Source organism: Mycobacterium kyogaense, assembly GCF_003254575.1.
Classification (GTDB): domain Bacteria; phylum Actinomycetota; class Actinomycetes; order Mycobacteriales; family Mycobacteriaceae; genus Mycobacterium; species Mycobacterium kyogaense.
This window is the reverse complement of the sequence record NZ_QJUA01000011.1, coordinates 112,528-129,428: the sequence shown is the minus strand read 5'-3', so window position 1 is coordinate 129,428 and position 16,901 is coordinate 112,528. Positions and strand designations below refer to the sequence as shown.

The window sequence follows — 16,901 nt, the reverse complement described above, 5'->3', positions numbered from 1 at the left end:
ACGACGTCGGCACCGCCGTCGAGTGCCACGCCGACGTCGGCCGATGCCGCCCCCGGCCCCACCCCCGCCGAGCCCTCGATGCTCACGCCGGTGCTCGCGCAGGCGGTGGCCGAACCGATCCCCGTGCCGGCGACCGACGGCAAAACGCACCTGGTCTACGAGCTCACGCTGACGAATACTCTCTCGCAACCGGTTTCGCTCACCACGCTCGACGTGCGCGCCGGCGACCAGACCCTGTTGACGCTCCCGGCCGACCGTCTCACCGCCGCCACGCGATTGACCGGAACTGCCGCTCCCACAGGCGCTCTCGGGCCCGCGCAGATGGCCCATGTGTGGCTGGACGTCGCGCTGCCCGCCGGCAGCCCGGCACCCGAGCGGTTGATCCACGCGCTGGGCATCTCGGTGCGCCAACCGCAGCCGCCGCTGATCCCCGCCGCGATGGTCGAGGAAGTCGCGCCGGTCACCGTGCAGAAGCGGTCCCCGATCACCATCGCGCCGCCGCTGTCAGGCCCCAACTGGCTCGACGGCGACGGATGCTGCGGCATCTCCGGGCATCGCGGTGCGCTGAATCCCATCAACGGAAACAGCTGGGCCGCAGAGCGATTCGCGATCGACTACGTGCAGCTGATGCCCGACGGCAAGCTGTTCACCGGCGCCCCGTCGGATCTGGCCGGTTACCCGTACTACGGCACCGACGTACACGCCGTCGCCGACGGCCCGGTGGTCGCGGTCGTCGACGGGATGGCCGAGGAGACGCCGTTCGCCGCGCCTGCGGGCCTGACGTTGGCCCAGTATCCGGGCAACCACGTCGTGCAGGACCTCGGCGGGGGCAACTACGCGCTCTACGCCCACCTGCAGACCGGCAGCATCACGGTCAAGCCCGGGGATCGGCTCACCAGCGGGCAGCCGCTGGCCCACCTCGGCAACACCGGCAACACCGATGCCCCCCACCTACACTTCCACGTGATGAGTACACCGGATCCGCTGCGCTCGGACGGTTTGCCGTTCGTGTTCCCCTCCTTCGAGTTGCAGGGCAGGGTGCCCGACTCCGAGGACCCGCTGTCCGCGGGGCGGCCGGTGCCGATGCCGCCCGCCGCGGATGCCGCGCCGCAGCGCAACGTCATGCCGCTGCAGGACGATCTGATGACCTATGCGGCGGGGTAGCAGAGCGCCGGCGGCACTGGCCGCCGACGTGCTGTGCGTGGTGGTGTTCTGCGCGATCGGTCGCCGCAGTCACGCCGAGGGGCTGACCGTGGCCGGCGTCGCGCAGACGGCGTGGCCGTTCCTGGCCGGCACCGCCCTCGGCTGGGTGCTGGCCCGCGCGTGGCGACGCCCGATGGCGCTGCTGCCGACGGGCGTCGCGGTGTGGGTCGCGACGGTCGTGGTTGGAATGGTCCTGCGCAAGGTCAGCGGGCAGGGCACGGCGACGAGCTTCATCGTCGTCGCCACGCTCACCACTGCGGCGCTGCTGCTCGGCTGGCGGGCGATCGCCCGATCATTCCTCTGAATCGTCCTGGGGCACAGGCTCTGTCGCGATGGTGAGGGTGGCACGCAGGCCGCCGAGTGGTCCGTCGGACAGCTCGATGGAGCCGCTGTGCAGCGCGGCCTGCTGCGCGACGAGCGCCAGGCCCAGACCCGAGCCGCCCGGGGCGGCGTTGCTGCCGCGGGAGAAGCGCCCCAGCACGCTCTCGTGCTCGTCGACGGGTAGCCCGCGACCGTTGTCGTCGACGACGATCGTGACGTAGGTGTCGCGCCGGTAGGCGGCCAGCACGATCCGGGTGGCCTGCCCGTGGGTGATCGCATTGCGCACCAAGTTGTCGACGGCCAACCGCAGTCCGCCCGGCCAGCCGAGGACGAAACCGAGGGTGTCGGCAGCGTGCACCTCGATCGCGACGTCACGGTTGACCCGCATGTTCTCCCGGGCGACCCGGTCGAGCATGTCGGTCATGTCGATCACTTCGCGGTCTTCGGCCTGGGCCAGCTGTCCGGACGCCAGCTGACCCAACGCGGTGATGATGCCCTCGACGCGACGCTGGGCGCGGGACAGATCGGCGACCACCTCCGCGCGCTCGTCGGCGGGCAGGTCGTGGATGCGCAGCGTGTCCAGGTCCGCGCGCATCGCGGTCAGCGGGGTGCGTAGTTCGTGGGCGGCGTTGGCGGCGAAGTCCTGCGCGGCCTGCAGCGAGTTGGTGGTGGCGCGCTGCGCCGCGGCGAGGCGGTCGAGCATCGCGCTCATCGCCTCGGACAGGTCCTCGGCCTCCCGCACACCTCGCACTTCCGGCATGCTTTCCGAGCCCTTGCCCAGCTGCTTGGTGTGTTCGGTGAGCCGGCGCAGCGGCCGGATCGCCGGCCCCGCCAACAGCCACCCCAGCCCGGCCGCGATCAGCACTGTGGCCACACCGACGGCGATGTAGAGCGGGACCCGGGCCTTGTTGAGCAGGATGCTGTCGGCGCGGATGCCGATCGACATCAACACACCGCCGTTCTGATCGACCGGCAGCGTGCGCACCCGATACTCGACCCCGTTGACGGTGACGGTCTCGGTGCCCGGCGGCAACGCGGGAAGTTGGAAGCCGCGCTGGTAGACCACCTGTCCCGAGGACCGGGACCGGCCCGTCTGCAGCACGCCGCGCCGCTGATCGGACTGCTGCTCGGGATAGACGCTGGCGTCGACGATCGCATCGAGGCGCCGATCGAGCTGCGCCGCATCGTTGTTGGCCAGCACCACCGAGGTCAGGATCGTGAACACCGCCACGACCGCGGCCGCGGCGGCGGCCGACGCGATGGCGACCCGGGTGCGGAGCGACGCCGATCGGATGATGCGTGGCAGCCTCACCGCGTGCCTGGGGACAGGCTGGGCCTCACGGCTCCTCCCGCAGCACGTAGCCGATGCCGCGCACGGTGTGGATCACCCGCGGCAGGCCGTCGCGCTCGAGCTTGCGTCGCAGATAGGAGACGAACACGTCGGCGACGTTGGTGTCGACGTCGAAGTCGTAGCCCCACACCAGTTCCAGCAGCCGCTGCCGGCTCAGCACCACACCGGCGTTCTCGGCCAGCGCGGCCAGCAGGTCGAACTCCCGCTTGGTCAGCTCGACCCGCTCCCCGGCGGCGAACACCAGCCGCCTCGACGTGTCGATGGTCAGCGATCCCACCGTCATCGTGTCCGACGCCGGATCGGAGTGGTGTGCGCGGCGCAGCAGCGCATGCAGCCGCGCCACCAACTCTCCGAGATCGAACGGCTTGGTCAGGTAGTCGTCCGCCCCGGCCTCCAGACCTGCGATGCGGTCGTTGACGGTGTCGCGCGCCGAGAGCACGCAGATCGGGATGTCGTTGCCGAGAGCGCGCAACGCCGTCACCACCGCGACGCCGTCGAGTTCGGGCATCTGAACGTCGAGCACGAGCGCGTCATGGGACTCACTCGACAGCAGCCGCAGCGCTTCCTTGCCTGTCGCGGCGACCCTGACGTCGAACCCGGAGTGGCGCAGACCTCGCGCCACCGAGGTCCGCACATCCGGGTCGTCGTCGACCATCAGCACCGTCCGACCCGCACCGTCCTGGGCGGACAGCTCCCCCCCACGGGTGGGCGAAGCATCCACCCTGTCTCGCATGGCGCCTACGGGAAGAGCGGTCCGTTGGTGTCACGCTCCGAGAAGCCACACCGGTTCTTGATGTCGATCAGCGGCTGCCGGATCGCCGTCATTTCGTCCTTCACCTGCGGGTTGGCGTTCATGTAGTCGACGACCTTGGGCCGCAACTGGTCCATCGGCAGGCCCTGCAGGCCGGAGAAGAAGTCGTTGACCTGCGGGTGGGTGAACAGGTAGGCCGAGGTCGACGCCGAGACGCCGGAGGCGACGCCGGCGAAGTCGGCCGCCGTGCAGTTCGGCGGCAGTGCCGGTTGCGCCGATGCCATCGGCATCGCGGCGAACAGCGAGGCGCCGGCGACCGCGCCCGCGCCCAGAGCGCCGGCGACGGCGCGGCGCAGGATGGTGCCCGAGATCAACATGAAGTCTCCTTCAGCATTAGGTGAGAGCCGGCTCCTGTCGGGCCGGTCTGCTGACCATCCTAGGAAGCTAAGCAGACCGGTAGCCGACTTTCCTGCCGAGCAATTAACGGTTGGTGAGAAAAGTCCTCATCGCATGTCAGCGCAAGGGGGCCGTCGGCACGTCCGCGGGGGCCGTTTCGGCGGCACCGGCGCCCATGCTCGCGGCGGCCGGGGCCGGCACCGGAGCCACCGCCGCGGCCGCCGGGGATGCCGCCTGCACCACACCCAGCAGTTGCGGCAACGTCACCGGCAGCTGACACCGGGCCGCCAGGGAGACCAGCGGCTGCTGCAAGCGCTGGAGGTCCGCCTGCACGAGCGGGTTGGCGTCGAAGAAGGACTTGTAGGCGCCGAGCCCCTGCGTCCCGCCCTGCTGCTTGGCGATCAGCGACAGCGCCTGGTTGGTCTGCGGATGGGTCTCGAGATACGTGCCGGTGTTCGTGGCCACCGAGCCTGCGGTCTTGGCGACCTCGCTGGCCGCACAGGGGTCCGGCGCGGCCTGCCCGGCCGGCGCGGTCGGACCGAGCATCAGCACCGCTGCGCCACCGAGCGCCGAGACTGCTGCGGCGGCGGCGCCCACTCGGCGAGCGGTGAATGTCGTGCGTGCGAACATGACGAACTCCTCACGGCTGCGGGCGCCCGATGACACCGCACGGCCTTCCTACGGTCAACAGCAAAGATCCCCGACCGACGGACATCAACTGGCCCTCGTCGAGGTCATCGTGCCATCACCGGCGCCCGGTGCCCAATCGATGCCCAACGAGTGGTCCGCCGTGGCCCTCATTAAGGCTGCATGAGGCATCTCTGGCAGGAGCGTTTGCGCAGGTGCGCTCGCAACCACCTGCTGTACCCTTTCGCTACGAAAGGCCGGGGAGAAAGTGGGGACGTCCCATCCAGCAGTTCATGATGCGGGTGAGCAGCAACCTGCGCAGATTCCGCTGGGCGGTCTTCGCGGTGTGGCTGCTGCTTCTGCTCCCCTCGGTCTACCTTGCGATGAACCAGTCGGGCAACCTGACGGGCGGCGGATTCGAGGTCGAGGGCTCGCAGTCGCTGTACGTGCAGCGCCAGCTCGAAGCCCAGTTCCCCGATCAGGGCGCGTCCCCGTTGGCGCTGGTCGCCGCGCCCCGCCCGGACGCCACGTTCGCTGACATGAACACCGCGGTGGCCTATCTGGAGAAGATCGCCGCCGAGGTCCCGAGCGTCACGGTGATGCCCAACCCGGGCCAGCCTCCCCCGCAACCCGACCGGCCGTACGTGATCACGCTGCAGCTCGGTTTCGAGAACACCGGCGCGGTCGACATCGCCAAGCAGCTGCGCCAGAAGGTCGGCATCGACGGCGACGACCCGGGCCAGACCGAGAACGGCAAGGTGCGCTTCTACGTCATCGGGCAGGGTGCGCTCGGCGCCGCGGCGACGTTGGCCACCAAACACGACATCGCCCAGGCCGAGCGCTGGAATCTGCCGATCGTGCTCATCGTGCTGCTGGCGGTGTTCGGATCGTTCGCCGCCGCGGCGGTGCCGCTGCTGCTGGGCGTGTGCACCGTGGCCGTCACGATGGGCCTGGTCTATTGGCTGTCGATGTACACCACGATGTCGGTGTTCGTGACCACGACGGTCTCGATGTTCGGCATCGCCGTGGCCATCGACTACTCGCTGTTCATCCTGATGCGCTTCCGCGAGGAACTGCGCGCCGGTCGCGAACCCGAGGACGCCGCTGACGCCGCGATGGCGACCTCGGGCCTGGCGGTGGTGCTGTCGGGCCTGACGGTGATCGCGTCGGTCTCCGGCATCTACCTGATCAACACGCCCGTGCTGCGCTCGATGGCCACCGGCGCCATCCTCGCCGTCGCGGTCGCGGTGCTGACGTCGACGACCCTGACCCCCGCGGTGCTCGGCGCGTTCGGCCGCCGGGCCGCGCGGCGCTCGTCGTACCTGCACTGGGGCCGCGGGATCGAGGCGACGCAGTCGAAGTTCTGGACCCGCTGGACCGGCGGGGTGATGCGCCGGCCCTGGGTGTCGGCGCTGGGCGCGGCCGCGCTGCTGCTCGCCCTGGCCGCGCCGTCGTTCTCGATGGAGCTCGGCAACAGCATGCAGCGCCAGTTCGAGCCGACCCACGAGATCCGCGGCGGGGTCAACGCCGCGGCCGAAGCGCTGGGGCCCGGTGCGCTCGGCCCGGTGCGTGTGCTGGTGACGTTCCCCGAAGGCAACGCCGCGTCGGCGCCGGCGAAGCAACCGCTGCTCGACGCGATCCGGCAGCGGATGGCGCAGGCGCCCAACACCGTCACGGTGTCGCCCGCGGTGTTCGGCACCGACTACCGCAGTGCGCTGCTGTCGGCGGTGCTGTCGGTCGACCCGGAGGACATGGGGGCGCGCGACACCGTCGACTGGATGCGGGCACAGTTGCCCGCGGTGGCCGGCGACAATGCGCGGATCTCCGTCGGCGGGCCGACGGCGCTGATCAAGGACTTCGACGACGAGGTCGCCGCGATCCAGCCGGCGGTGTTCGCGTTCGTGGCGCTGATCGCATTCGTGATGCTGTTGGTGTCGATCCGCTCGGTGTTCCTGGCGCTCAAGGGCGTGGTGATGACCGTGCTGTCGGTGGCCGCGGCGTACGGCAGCCTGGTGGCGGTGTTCCAGTGGGGTTGGCTGTCCGACCTGGGCTTCAAGCAGCTCTCATCGCTGGACAGCACGATCCCGCCGCTGGTGCTCGCGCTGACCTTCGGGCTGTCGATGGACTACGAGATCTTTCTGCTCACCCGGATTCGGGAGCGGTTCCTGCAGACCGGTAACACCCGCGATGCCGTCGCCTACGGGGTGTCGACGAGTGCCCGCACCATCACCAGCGCTGCGCTGATCATGATCGCGGTGTTCATCGGCTTCGCGTTCGCCGGCATGCCGCTGGTGGCCCAGCTCGGCGTGGCCTGCGCGGTCGCGATCGCGGTGGACGCGACGGTGGTGCGCCTGGTCCTGGTGCCTGCGCTGATGGCGATGTTCGACGAGTGGAACTGGTGGTTGCCGCGCTGGCTGGACCGGGTGCTGCCGTCGGTGGACTTCGAGAAGCCACTCCCCAAGGCCGACATCGGCGATCTGATCATCATTCCCGACGACATCTCGGCGCTGGCGCCGTCGGGGGCGGACTTGCGCACCGTCGTCAAATCCGCGGCGAAGCTCAAAACTCTTGTGCCGCAAGCGATCACCGTTGCCGACCCGCTGGCGTTCAGCGGTTGCCGGCCCTGCGGGAAGTTGGTGCCGGGCCGGTTGAAGACGGAGGGCCGGGTGTCGGCGACGGTCAGCAACCGGGCGCACGGCAAGACCGTCGCGGTGAAGCTGCCCAAGCATCCGGTCACGATGTGGCGGGGTCGCCTCGACGTCGCCCTCGACGCGCTGGCGGTCGAGCGGTCGATGAGCGCCGACATGCATGCGGGCCGCACGCCCCTGGAACGCACCAGTCCGCTGGAGACCACGAACGTGCTGCTGCCCACCGGTGACCGGCTGCAGATCCCCACCGGCGCCGAGACGTTGCGACTCACGAGTTACCTGATCATGGAGCGCAACAGCTCCCGCGACTTCTCCGAGTTCGCCGAGCTCGTCGCCTCGATGGACACGCAGACCGCGGCGGAAGTGCTGACCGGCATGGACCGGTACTACTCTGGTCAACCGGCGCGCGAGCAGTGGGTGGCCACCCAGCTGGTGCGCCGCCTGGCCGATCCCCGGCCTTCCGACGGGCCTGATGTCGCAGTGTCGGGGCCCGACGCGGAGGCCGAGTGGGCCGGAGTGAGGCAGCGGTGCCTGTCGGTGGCGGTGGCCATGTTGGAGGAGGCGAGGTGACTGTGTCGTCGGACCGCCGTTCGTCGGAGGTTTCCGGGCCGGCTCCCGGCCCGGCCCGCAGCACGCACCCCGACGACCGGCCGGTCGAGTTCTGGCCGACGGCCGCCATCCGCTCCGCGCTCGAACGCGACGACCTCGCGGTATGGCAGCGCATCGTGGTGGCCATCAAGCGCGATCCCTTCGGCCGCACCGCCCGCCAGGTCGAAGAGGTGCTCGAGACCGCCGAGCCGTACGGGGTGTCGAAGGCCATGTCCGAGGTGCTGGTCCGCACCCGGGAGCATCTCGAGGCCAACGAATGCGCCGAGGTGGGCCGCCACGTGCGGCTGCTGCTGGAGCGCTCCGGTCTGGGCGAGCAGGAGTTCGCCTCGCGGATCGGGGTGGCGCCCGCCGACTTCGCCGCCTATCTGGGCGGCACTGTCAGCCCGCCGGCGTCGCTGATGATCAGGATGGGTCGGCTGTCGGAGCGCTTCGCGAAGATGCGCAATCCCCGCCACTGAGACCCGCGCCGCGGAAAAGCGTTCCGGGTCGTGATCGGCCCCTGATCACAGCCCTGGCTTCTCTCTGACGGCCCAGCGCCGCCTAGCGGGAGTGCAGCGGCGAGACGTCTTCGACCAGCCAGCGGCCGTCGGTCTTGGACAGCGACACCCGCAGCGCGAGCACCGCACTGTCGGTCGGCTCACCCGGCGAGCTCTGCGTCCCACGCAGCACCACCGCCACGCTGGCCGCCTCCGGGCCGATGGCCTCCACGCCCGCCGACACCGTGCTGGCCTGCGCCGACACGTTACGGCCGCCCAGATCCTTGGCGACGGTCGCGAAGTCGGCCTTGAACCGCTCCGCGCTCTCCGGCGACATCATCTGCGTCGCCCGGTCGATCGAGGCGGTCGGGTCCTGCGGGGTGAACGTGGCCGACGCTTCGGCGACGCTGCTGGCGATGCCGGTGACCTCGACGCTGTCGGAGTTCAGCGTGCGGTCGGGCACCGTCCACTGCGTGTAGCCGATCACCGCGGCCGCCACCACCGCGGCCGCGGCAGTCCCGATCACCGCGAGCCGCAGCCCCGGCCCGTCGTCATCGGTACCGACGGTCACCGCGTCGCGGCGGGCCAGCACGATGTTGACGATGACGCCCTGCACCACGAGCAGGCACAGCACCGAGCACACCGACACCCACCACAGCGGCCAGGCCAGCGCCAAGCCGATGTAGATCAGCGCGGCCACCGCGGCGAGCGGGGCGAGGACATCGAAGAGCGCGACGCGCAGCAGGTTCCTCATCGGATCGGCACCAGCCGGGAGATGAGCAGTTTGCCGTCCACATCGGAGACGTCCAGGCGCAGCGTCCACCGCACGGTCTGCGGCTTGTCGGTGCCGGCGTTCTCGCTGAGCGACGTGGCGACCACCAGCACCGTGTCGGTGCGGCTGGCGAACGCGGCCAGCTCGGCCGGCGGCGGCGCGGCCGGCGCCCCGGGCTGCGCGTGGTACACGCTCTCCAGCGCCACGGCGTTGATCTGTCCCGTGGTGCGCGCCTTGAGAGTGCGCACCAGCTTCCGGTAGGGCTCGACGGTCTGCTCGAAGTCGGCGTTGAGCTGGCCGACGGTGCCGTCGTGCAGCGTGGCGAGGTCGGTGTCGACGGTGTCGGCGGTCATGTTGATCAGCACGCCGGTCCAGTCGGCGGCGGCCTGCAGCACCCGGCTGCGGTAGGCCCGTTCGTCGGTCTCGCCGTGATGGCCGGACCAGATCATCGCCGCCAGCACGACCGCGGCGATGGCGACGACGGCCAGGACCGCCGACGCGATGCCGTAGCCGGTGACGGAGCGCTGCGCCGACTCCCCCTCGTCGTCACGGGGTTCTGGCTGGTCATCGGGCATGCCGGTGAGGGTACCCGGGCGGTTCTGGAAGGATGTCGGGGTGACGGTAGAAGCGACATCCCTCAAGTCCGGTATCGATCTGCGGTACGTCGACGGTGACGCGAGGCCGCAGGACGATCTGTTCGGTCACGTCAACGGCCGCTGGCTCGCCGAGTATCAGATCCCGGCGGACCGGGCCACCGACGGCGCCTTCCGCACCCTCTACGACCGCGCCGAGGAGCAGATCCGCGATCTGATCACCGAAGCGGCCCAAGCCCACGCGCCGGAAGGGACCGATCAACAGCGGATCGGCGACCTGTACGCGAGCTTCATGGACGAGCAGACGATCCGCGAGCGCGGCCTGGCCCCGCTGCTGGAGGAGCTGGCCCTCGTCGACGCAGCGGACAGCCCGCAGGCGCTGGCAAGGCTGCTCGGCGAGCTGCAGCGCACCGGCATCGGCGGCGGTACGGGTGTGTACGTCGACACCGACTCCAAGGACTCGACCCGCTACCTGTTGCACATGACGCAGTCCGGCATCGGCCTGCCCGACGAGTCGTACTACCGCGACGAGCAGCACGCCGAGATCCTGGCCGCCTACCCCCGGCACATCGCGGCGATGTTCGCCCTCGTTTACGGCGGGGACCACGCTGATACCGCGGCCGGGGTGGTCGCGCTGGAGACCAAGCTCGCGGCCGCGCACTGGGATGTGGTCAAGCGCCGCGACGCGGACCTGACCTACAACCTGCGCACGCTGGCCGAGGTGGCCGGCGAGGCGCCCGGCTTCGACTGGGCGGGCTGGCTGGGCGCGCTGGGTACGACGCCTACCGAAGTGGTTGTGCGCCAACCTGATTACCTGACGGCGTTCGCCGCGCTGTGGGAGGGCGAGAGTCTCGACGCGTGGAAGGCGTGGCTGCGCTGGCGGCTGATCCACGCTCGCGCATCGCTGCTGACCGACGAGCTGGTCGCCGAGGACTTCGCGTTCTACGGCCGGCTGCTCTCGGGCACCGAGCAGATCCGCGACCGCTGGAAGCGCGGTGTGTCGGTGGTCGAGTCACTGATGGGCGACGCGCTGGGCCGGCTCTATGTCGAGCGGTACTTCCCGCCGCAGGCCAAGGCGCGCATGGACGAGCTGGTGGCCAATCTGCGCGAGGCCTACCGGGTGTCGATCAACACGCTGGAGTGGATGACCCCGCAGACGCGGGAGAAGGCGCTGGCCAAGCTCGACAAGTTCACCCCGAAGATCGGCTACCCGGCGAAGTGGCGGGACTACTCGTCGCTGGTGATCGCCCGGGATGACCTGTACGGCAACTACCGTCGCGGTTACACGCTGGAGTACGACCGCGATCTGGCCAAGCTCGGCGGCCCGGTGGATCGCGACGAGTGGTTCATGACGCCGCAGACCGTCAATGCGTACTACAACCCCGGCATGAACGAGATCGTGTTCCCTGCCGCGATCCTGCAGCCGCCGTTCTTCGACGCCGAGGCCGACGACGCCGCCAACTACGGCGGCATCGGCGCGGTGATCGGGCACGAAATCGGGCACGGCTTCGACGATCAGGGCGCCAAGTACGACGGCGACGGCAACCTGGTGGACTGGTGGACCGATGAGGACCGCAGCGAATTCGGCGCCCGCACAACGGCGTTGATCGAGCAGTACGAGACGTTCACCCCGCGCGGGCTCGAGCCGTCGCATCATGTGAACGGCGCCTTCACCGTCGGCGAGAACATCGGCGATCTGGGCGGACTCTCGATCGCGCTGCTGGCCTACCGGCTGTCGCTGGGAGACAAGCCGGCGCCGGTGATCGACGGACTGACCGGCGAGCAGCGGGTGTTCTTCGGCTGGGCTCAGGTGTGGCGTACCAAAGCCCGCGAGGCCGAAGCCATTCGGCGGCTGGCCATCGATCCGCACTCTCCGCCGGAGTTCCGCTGCAACGGCGTGGTGCGCAACATGGACGCCTTCTACGAGGCGTTCGACGTCAGTGAGAACGACGAGCTGTACCTGGAACCCGAACGGCGCGTGCGGATCTGGAACTAGCGGGGGAACGGGCCCGCGCGTAAGAACGGCTTGAGCGCCAGCAGGAACCCCGCGAGGAGCACGAGCGGCGCCGCCAGCGGCAGCCACGGCAGCTCGACGGGCACCGCGATGACGAGGGCGGCGGCGGTGGCGAAGACGACGGCGCTCGTCATCGTCGGCACGGTCGCGGCGTCGTGCCGGGTGACCAGGTAGGCGGTGGCCGCGAGACCGGACAGCGCCGCCGCCAGCGGCGGGGTCCCGGCCAGGACGATCGTCAGGATCGTCGCCGCCACCGCGACCGTGGCTGCGGGTCGCCACCAGATCGCCACGCCGACGGTGAGGGCGGCCGCCCCGGCCGCGATCAACGGCCACCCCGCCCCGTCACCGACCGCGGACCCGATCATCACCGCGGCGAAAGCCAACGGCAGCAACACTTTCGACATGCTCACCGCCGACGCTCGGGTAGCAGCGCCATCGCCTGGTCGAGGGTCGCCTCATCGGGCCACGCCACGATGTCGACCCCGACCGTCGCCATGTCGCGGTACATGAACGAGCGCTGCATCCCCCACACCCGATCGATGAGCGGATCGAGGTCACCCTCGACGGGACAACCCTGCAGCACGTCCACCGCCACCACGGCATGCCCCCGTCGACGCAGGTCGATCAGCGCCAGCGCGAACTCCGTGTCCAGCATCGTGGAGAACGCGACGACGATCGCGCCGACCGGCAGGGCGGGGCGCGGCGCGAGGGTGCCCGTGCCCGACTCATAGCTGCTGTCGGTGGCGCCCAGCATCGTGTCGAGGATGCGGTAGAACTGCCGGGCGCCGATGTCGGCGCCCAACCAGCGGGTGGTGCGGCCGCCCAGCGCGACGAGCCCGGCCCGGTCGCCGTAGCGCAGCGCGCTCTGCACCACCTGCGCCGCGCCGCGCGCGGTCCGCTCGGTGGCGACGGTGGCCGGCCCCGGCGGCTGCGGATAGGTGTCGAAGAGCACCACCACATCGGCGGCCCGATCGGTCAGCCGCTCGGTGATGTGCAGGGCGCCCCGGCGTGCGCTGACGGGCCAGTTGACGGTGCGGAGCTGGTCGCCGGGCACGTAGGGCCGGATGTCGGCGTATTCGACGCCGGGGCCGATACGCCGGGTGAGGTGGGTGCCGAGCCGGTCCAGCAGCTCGGTGCGTGGCAGCGCGGTCGACTGGGGCGGGGCGACGGGGAAGACGCAGACCTGCGCGGCGGGAGCGGTGCCGACGCCTTCGAGCAGCCCGCCCCGGCCGAGGGCGCGCACGGTCGCTTCGACGGGGTAGCGGCCCCATCGCGCCGCCTCCACCGCCACCCGGACCGATCCTGCGGGCGCCTGGCCGTCCTCGACGACGTCGACGGTCATCCCGGCCGGGGCGCCGGCCACCACGGCGACGGTGCTGCCGTCGTCGGCGTGAGCGGCGACCGTGACCTGCAGACGCTCCCCTTCGAAGCAGCGCTGCTGCGGCGGAGTCCCGCTGACCGACACCCTGGGAAGGGGTCGCTGCCAACCCAGCGAACAGAGCACCGCGATCAAGGGCGCGGCTAAGGCGATCAGCTCCCAGCGGCCGGTGAGCACCCCGGCGCCCAACGCCACGGCCGCGCACGTCGCCACCGCACGCGTCAACGGCGATGCGCGCCAATGCAACTCGACATCGGTCACGAGGTTCCCCTGGCGCGCGGGACCGGGGTGCGGCGCAGCAGGTCGTCGACGACGTCGGCGCCCGCGACCTTGCGCACCCACATCTCGGGCCGCAGGCTGATGCGGTGTGCCATCACCGGCACGGCCAGCGCCTTGACGTCCTCGGGGACCACGAAGTCACGCCCCTGCAGCACGGCGCGGGCGCGGGCCAGTTGCACCAGATCCAATTCCGCGCGGGGGCTGGCGCCGACGGCGACCTGCGGGTGGTGGCGGCTCGCCGTGGCCAGTGCGACGACGTAGGTGAGCACATCGTCGTGCACCGTGACCAATTCCACCGACTCCTGCATCGCGAGCAGTTCCTGCGCGGAGACCACCTCGGTCACCTCGGGCGGTGCCGAGCCGCGCTGCAACCGCCGCCGGAGCATCGTCGTCTCGTCCTCTGCGGACAGGTATCTCAGCTCCAGCCGCAGGGCGAAGCGATCCAGCTGGGCTTCGGGCAGCGGGTAGGTGCCCTCGTATTCGATCGGGTTGTCGGTGGCCAGCACCAGGAACGGTTCGGGCAACCGGTGGGTCACTCCGTCGATGCTGACCTGCCGTTCGGCCATCGCCTCCAGCAACGCTGCCTGTGTCTTGGGCGGGGTCCGGTTGATCTCGTCGCCCAGCAGCAGGTTGGTGAAGACGGGCCCGCCGCGGAACTCGAACCGGCCCGATTGCATGTCGTAGATGGTGGAGCCCAGCAGATCGGCGGGCAGCAGGTCCGGAGTGAACTGGACACGGGTGAAGCGCAGCCCGAGCGCGGCGGCAAAAGACTTGGCGATCAACGTCTTTCCCAGACCTGGCAGGTCCTCGACGAGCACGTGTCCGCGGGCGAGCACCGTGATGAGGATCAGCGTGAGGGCCTCGCGCTTGCCGACGACCGCGCGGCCGATCTCGTCGAGCACCGCCTCGCATGCGGCGGTGGTGGAGGCCAGCGGCGCGTTCACAGCCGGGCCAGCCGGTGGAGGATCTCGTCGAGCACGTCGCGGCCGGGGCCGGGCTCGGTGGCGCCCGTGCGCGAGATGTTGTCCGGGTCCACCCACGGCCAGAGCCGCTCGCCGAACAGCATCCGGCCGGTCGCGTCGACGCTGTCCGGATCCTTGCGGGTGCGCGCACCCACCGCGAGCTCGAACTGGCGCGCCAGCATGGGGCGCAGCCGGCGGTCCCAGTCCGCTCGCGTGGAGTCGGCCCACGAGATCAGCGTCTCGGTGCGAGAGTGCCAGCGCTGCAACGAGTTCGCGGCAGCGTCGACGGGGGTGTCGGATACGGCGTCGGCATGCCGGACCAGATTCGAGCGGATCCACAGCAGCGCGGCGGCCAACGCGGCGCCGGTGATGGTGACCACCAGCGCGCGGTCGGCGAGGGCGAACGCGCAGACCTCCACCGCGAGCAGCACCGCAACCGTCGCCGCGACGATCCGCGTCATGAGGCGCCCTGCAATTCGCGTTGCACCACCTGCAGCGCGCGCACTGCGTCGTCCCGGTGGCCCTCGTTCATCACGTGGGGGCTGAAGCGTGCCTCCTCGAACAGATCCACCAGTTGCGCGGCGCTGCCGGCGTGGACAGCCCGCCGGGCGACGGCACGGGCGAGCACCTCGGCCGGGGTGTCGGAGGCCTGCGGAACTGTCCCGGGCGATTTCTCGAGTTCCTGTTCCATCGCGACGTAGCAGGCGATGATCGCCTCCCGCGGATCGCGGCTGCGGTCGCCGACCTCGGCCAGTCCGCGCTCGGCTGCTCGAGCCAGGTCCGGAGCGGGCGGCAGCGGCACTGACGCCGCGGGCTCCGCAACGGCGGGAATCGCAGCGGGGCGGCGACGGCGCGCGGTCAGCGTGGCCACGACGGAGAGCACGAGCAGTGCGACGGCTGTGCCCATCAGCAGATCGAACGCGCTGCCCTCGGTCCCGCGCCCCGGACCGGCGCTGCCGTCGTCCGGTGCGGCCGGCGCGTCGGGCGGCGGAGCGGATGGGGACACTGCACCGGGGTCCGACGGATCGATCGTCGAGGCCCACCGCATCACGAGAGAGACGATCAGCAGCCAGGCGAGAAGCGCGGCCACGGCGACCGCCAGCATGCGCCAGGAGATCGCGCCGCCCGTGCCGACGTCACGGCGTGGGGGTTCGCCTTCTGCCCGCTGCGGGCGGGGCGACCGGGACCGCGCCAGCACCGCCACGGCCAGCGCCGTCAGCGAGACGATCAGCATGATGACGACCGCGACCTCAGAACCTGGCCCGTCGGGCTCGTTGTCGCGCGCCGGACTCGGAGTCGGTGCACCGGGAAGCACCCCGCGCAACGCGACGATGGCGGCGAGCGTCAGCAGGAGCACCCCGACGGTGCGGACCACCGCCTTGCCGTCACCGGGCATCCGCGCCCACCCTTCGCCTGCCTCCATCGTGGCACGGCGGGTGGCCGCAGAACGGTGACTAACTCAGAACATCTGCCAGTCCGACGCACCGTCGGGCTGGTTGTAGAGGCCTGTCGAGTTCTTCACCACGACGGGATCGCCGCTGCCGAAGTTGTCGTAGAACCACTGCGCATTGGCGGGGCTGAGGTTGATGCAGCCGTGGCTGACGTTGCGTTTGCCTTGATCACCGACCGACCACGGCGCGCTGTGGACGAAGATGCCGCTGTTGTCGATGCGCACCGCGTCCTGCACCTTGAGTTTGTAGCCCTCGGCAGAATCGACCGGCACGCCGTAGGTGGACGAGTCCATCACGATGTCGGCGAACTTCTCCAGCACGTAGTAGGTGCCGTTCTTGGTCTCGTGCTTGCCGTCGGGCTTGCCCATCGACACCGGGAACGTCTTCTCCACCTTGCCGTTGCGCACGATCGTCATCGTGTGCGTCGAGTCGTCGACGGTCGCGACCAGCTGCTCGGGCACCGTGAAGCTGGACTTGGTGCCCGCGGCGTCGATGTTGACGACGGTGCCGGCCGGCCAGAAGTCCTGCGGGCGCCAGCGCAGCTGGGTGTCGCTGGTCCAGTAGAAGCGGCCGGGTACCGGCGGCACCGACGAGATGTGCACCGCGTCCTGCGCCATCTGCCGGTTGGCGATGGGCCGCGCGAAGTTGATGTAGATCGGCTTGGCCGCGCCGGCGATCGAGCCGTTGGTGGGGTTGAACGACGGCGGCACGAAGGGCGGCTGACCGACGAACGGCGTCGGGTTCTGCCCGGCGGGCGTGCCCTCCGGGATGGCCATCGGCTCGCCCGGGATGACGGCGAACGGATCGGCAGCCGTGGGCGCCACAGCGGGCGCCGGGGCGGGCGGTGCGAACGGGTTCGGGAAGGCCAGCGGGTTCGGCGCGGGCGGCGGTGCGAACGGGTCCGCGGGGGCGGGCGGCGAGGCCACGTCGGGCTGGGCGAGTGCCGACGGCGCGCTGAGCACCATGCCGACGACCACGGTCATCACCGACAGCACGGCGATGAACCGACTCCTGTTTGCCTGCCGCATGCAAGTACCTCCATGTCCCGCGACTGCGTCCAGTGTGGCACA

Annotated in this window: 17 protein-coding genes; 5 read left to right on the top strand and 12 right to left on the bottom strand. The window is 70.5% G+C overall.

The window, feature by feature from the left end; all coding sequences use genetic code 11:
* Positions 1-1,164, top strand: a 1,164-nt coding sequence (locus tag DMB80_RS10920; RefSeq protein WP_240431115.1) for a M23 family metallopeptidase, incomplete at its 5' end; no start/stop codon positions are given.
* On the top strand, positions 1,151-1,507 hold the full coding sequence (locus DMB80_RS10915; protein WP_111509868.1) for a DUF3054 domain-containing protein: 357 nt from the start codon (positions 1,151-1,153) through the stop codon (positions 1,505-1,507). The genes DMB80_RS10920 and DMB80_RS10915, both read left to right, overlap by 14 nt.
* Here DMB80_RS10915 and DMB80_RS10910 read toward each other — a convergent pair.
* The 4 genes from DMB80_RS10910 to DMB80_RS10895 all read right to left on the bottom strand — a co-directional run bounded on the left by DMB80_RS10910 (position 1,496) and on the right by DMB80_RS10895 (position 4,652).
* Positions 1,496-2,836, bottom strand: a complete 1,341-nt coding sequence (locus tag DMB80_RS10910) for a HAMP domain-containing sensor histidine kinase (RefSeq protein WP_111509867.1) — start codon at positions 2,834-2,836, stop codon at positions 1,496-1,498. The two genes, DMB80_RS10915 and DMB80_RS10910, sit on opposite strands and share 12 nt — an antisense overlap.
* 25 nt (positions 2,837-2,861) lie before the next feature.
* Positions 2,862-3,608, bottom strand: coding sequence for a response regulator transcription factor (locus DMB80_RS10905; protein ID WP_046366566.1), 747 nt, complete (start codon positions 3,606-3,608; stop codon positions 2,862-2,864).
* A 5-nt stretch (positions 3,609-3,613) separates the two neighbouring features.
* Complete coding sequence (locus DMB80_RS10900) at positions 3,614-4,003, bottom strand: heme-binding protein (protein ID WP_046366567.1); 390 nt, start codon at positions 4,001-4,003, stop codon at positions 3,614-3,616.
* A gap of 136 nt (positions 4,004-4,139) precedes the next feature.
* On the bottom strand, positions 4,140-4,652 hold the full coding sequence (locus DMB80_RS10895) for a hemophore (RefSeq protein ID WP_111509881.1): 513 nt from the start codon (positions 4,650-4,652) through the stop codon (positions 4,140-4,142).
* A gap of 290 nt (positions 4,653-4,942) precedes the next feature.
* On the opposite strand from DMB80_RS10895, the gene DMB80_RS10890 reads away from it, so the two are divergent.
* Positions 4,943-7,867, top strand: coding sequence for an MMPL family transporter (locus DMB80_RS10890; protein ID WP_111509866.1), 2,925 nt, complete (start codon positions 4,943-4,945; stop codon positions 7,865-7,867).
* Entirely contained in the window at positions 7,864-8,364 is a 501-nt protein-coding gene (locus DMB80_RS10885) for an XRE family transcriptional regulator (protein WP_111509865.1), read from the top strand. The genes DMB80_RS10890 and DMB80_RS10885 overlap by 4 nt, the downstream gene beginning before the upstream one ends.
* An 82-nt stretch (positions 8,365-8,446) precedes the next feature.
* Here the strand turns inward: DMB80_RS10885 and DMB80_RS10880 are convergent, their stop codons facing one another.
* Together DMB80_RS10880 and DMB80_RS10875 are read right to left on the bottom strand one after the other, a co-directional pair.
* Positions 8,447-9,136 (bottom strand): hypothetical protein, encoded by a 690-nt coding sequence (locus tag DMB80_RS10880; RefSeq protein ID WP_111509864.1) that lies wholly within the window; start codon positions 9,134-9,136, stop codon positions 8,447-8,449.
* Positions 9,133-9,729 carry a hypothetical protein gene (locus DMB80_RS10875; protein WP_111509863.1) on the bottom strand — a complete coding sequence of 199 codons (597 nt, stop codon included), beginning with the start codon at positions 9,727-9,729 and terminating at the stop codon, positions 9,133-9,135. The genes DMB80_RS10880 and DMB80_RS10875 overlap by 4 nt, the downstream gene beginning before the upstream one ends.
* Here DMB80_RS10875 and DMB80_RS10870 point away from each other — a divergent pair.
* Positions 9,728-11,743, top strand: coding sequence for a M13 family metallopeptidase (locus DMB80_RS10870; protein ID WP_205538616.1), 2,016 nt, complete (start codon positions 9,728-9,730; stop codon positions 11,741-11,743). The two genes, DMB80_RS10875 and DMB80_RS10870, sit on opposite strands and share 2 nt — an antisense overlap.
* Here the strand turns inward: DMB80_RS10870 and DMB80_RS10865 are convergent.
* The 6 genes from DMB80_RS10865 to DMB80_RS10840 are packed head-to-tail and all read right to left on the bottom strand — an operon-like array spanning position 11,740 to position 16,859.
* Positions 11,740-12,165: a hypothetical protein gene (locus tag DMB80_RS10865; RefSeq protein ID WP_111509862.1), complete on the bottom strand. Its 426-nt coding sequence runs from the start codon at positions 12,163-12,165 to the stop codon at positions 11,740-11,742. The genes DMB80_RS10870 and DMB80_RS10865 overlap by 4 nt on opposite strands.
* A 2-nt stretch (positions 12,166-12,167) precedes the next feature.
* Positions 12,168-13,400, bottom strand: coding sequence for a DUF58 domain-containing protein (locus DMB80_RS10860; RefSeq protein ID WP_111509861.1), 1,233 nt, complete (start codon positions 13,398-13,400; stop codon positions 12,168-12,170).
* On the bottom strand, positions 13,397-14,362 hold the full coding sequence (locus DMB80_RS10855; RefSeq protein WP_111509860.1) for an AAA family ATPase: 966 nt from the start codon (positions 14,360-14,362) through the stop codon (positions 13,397-13,399). Before DMB80_RS10855 ends, DMB80_RS10860 begins: the two co-directional genes overlap by 4 nt.
* Positions 14,359-14,841 carry a hypothetical protein gene (locus tag DMB80_RS10850; RefSeq protein WP_111509859.1) on the bottom strand — a complete coding sequence of 161 codons (483 nt, stop codon included), beginning with the start codon at positions 14,839-14,841 and terminating at the stop codon, positions 14,359-14,361. Before DMB80_RS10850 ends, DMB80_RS10855 begins: the two co-directional genes overlap by 4 nt.
* Positions 14,838-15,803, bottom strand: a complete 966-nt coding sequence (locus DMB80_RS10845; protein WP_240431114.1) for a DUF4129 domain-containing protein — start codon at positions 15,801-15,803, stop codon at positions 14,838-14,840. The genes DMB80_RS10850 and DMB80_RS10845 overlap by 4 nt, the downstream gene beginning before the upstream one ends.
* 36 nt (positions 15,804-15,839) lie before the next feature.
* Positions 15,840-16,859, bottom strand: a complete 1,020-nt coding sequence (locus DMB80_RS10840; RefSeq protein ID WP_111509857.1) for a L,D-transpeptidase — start codon at positions 16,857-16,859, stop codon at positions 15,840-15,842.
* Positions 16,860-16,901: the final 42 nt, after the last annotated feature.

What these genes read in the sequence shown, in the direction of transcription:
- DMB80_RS10895 (WP_111509881.1), bottom strand. Translation starts at nt 4,652, where the DNA reads ATGTTCGCACGCACGACATTCACCGCTCGCCGAGTGGGCGCCGCCGCC.
- DMB80_RS10875 (WP_111509863.1), bottom strand. Translation starts at nt 9,729, where the DNA reads ATGCCCGATGACCAGCCAGAACCCCGTGACGACGAGGGGGAGTCGGCG.
- DMB80_RS10850 (WP_111509859.1), bottom strand. Translation starts at nt 14,841, where the DNA reads ATGACGCGGATCGTCGCGGCGACGGTTGCGGTGCTGCTCGCGGTGGAG.
- DMB80_RS10840 (WP_111509857.1), bottom strand. Translation starts at nt 16,859, where the DNA reads ATGCGGCAGGCAAACAGGAGTCGGTTCATCGCCGTGCTGTCGGTGATG.
- DMB80_RS10915 (WP_111509868.1), top strand. Translation starts at nt 1,151, where the DNA reads ATGCGGCGGGGTAGCAGAGCGCCGGCGGCACTGGCCGCCGACGTGCTG.
- DMB80_RS10905 (WP_046366566.1), bottom strand. Translation starts at nt 3,608, where the DNA reads ATGCGAGACAGGGTGGATGCTTCGCCCACCCGTGGGGGGGAGCTGTCC.
- DMB80_RS10865 (WP_111509862.1), bottom strand. Translation starts at nt 12,165, where the DNA reads ATGTCGAAAGTGTTGCTGCCGTTGGCTTTCGCCGCGGTGATGATCGGG.
- DMB80_RS10870 (WP_205538616.1), top strand. Translation starts at nt 9,728, where the DNA reads ATGCCGGTGAGGGTACCCGGGCGGTTCTGGAAGGATGTCGGGGTGACG.
- DMB80_RS10880 (WP_111509864.1), bottom strand. Translation starts at nt 9,136, where the DNA reads ATGAGGAACCTGCTGCGCGTCGCGCTCTTCGATGTCCTCGCCCCGCTC.
- DMB80_RS10890 (WP_111509866.1), top strand. Translation starts at nt 4,943, where the DNA reads ATGATGCGGGTGAGCAGCAACCTGCGCAGATTCCGCTGGGCGGTCTTC.
- DMB80_RS10845 (WP_240431114.1), bottom strand. Translation starts at nt 15,803, where the DNA reads ATGGAGGCAGGCGAAGGGTGGGCGCGGATGCCCGGTGACGGCAAGGCG.
- DMB80_RS10900 (WP_046366567.1), bottom strand. Translation starts at nt 4,003, where the DNA reads ATGTTGATCTCGGGCACCATCCTGCGCCGCGCCGTCGCCGGCGCTCTG.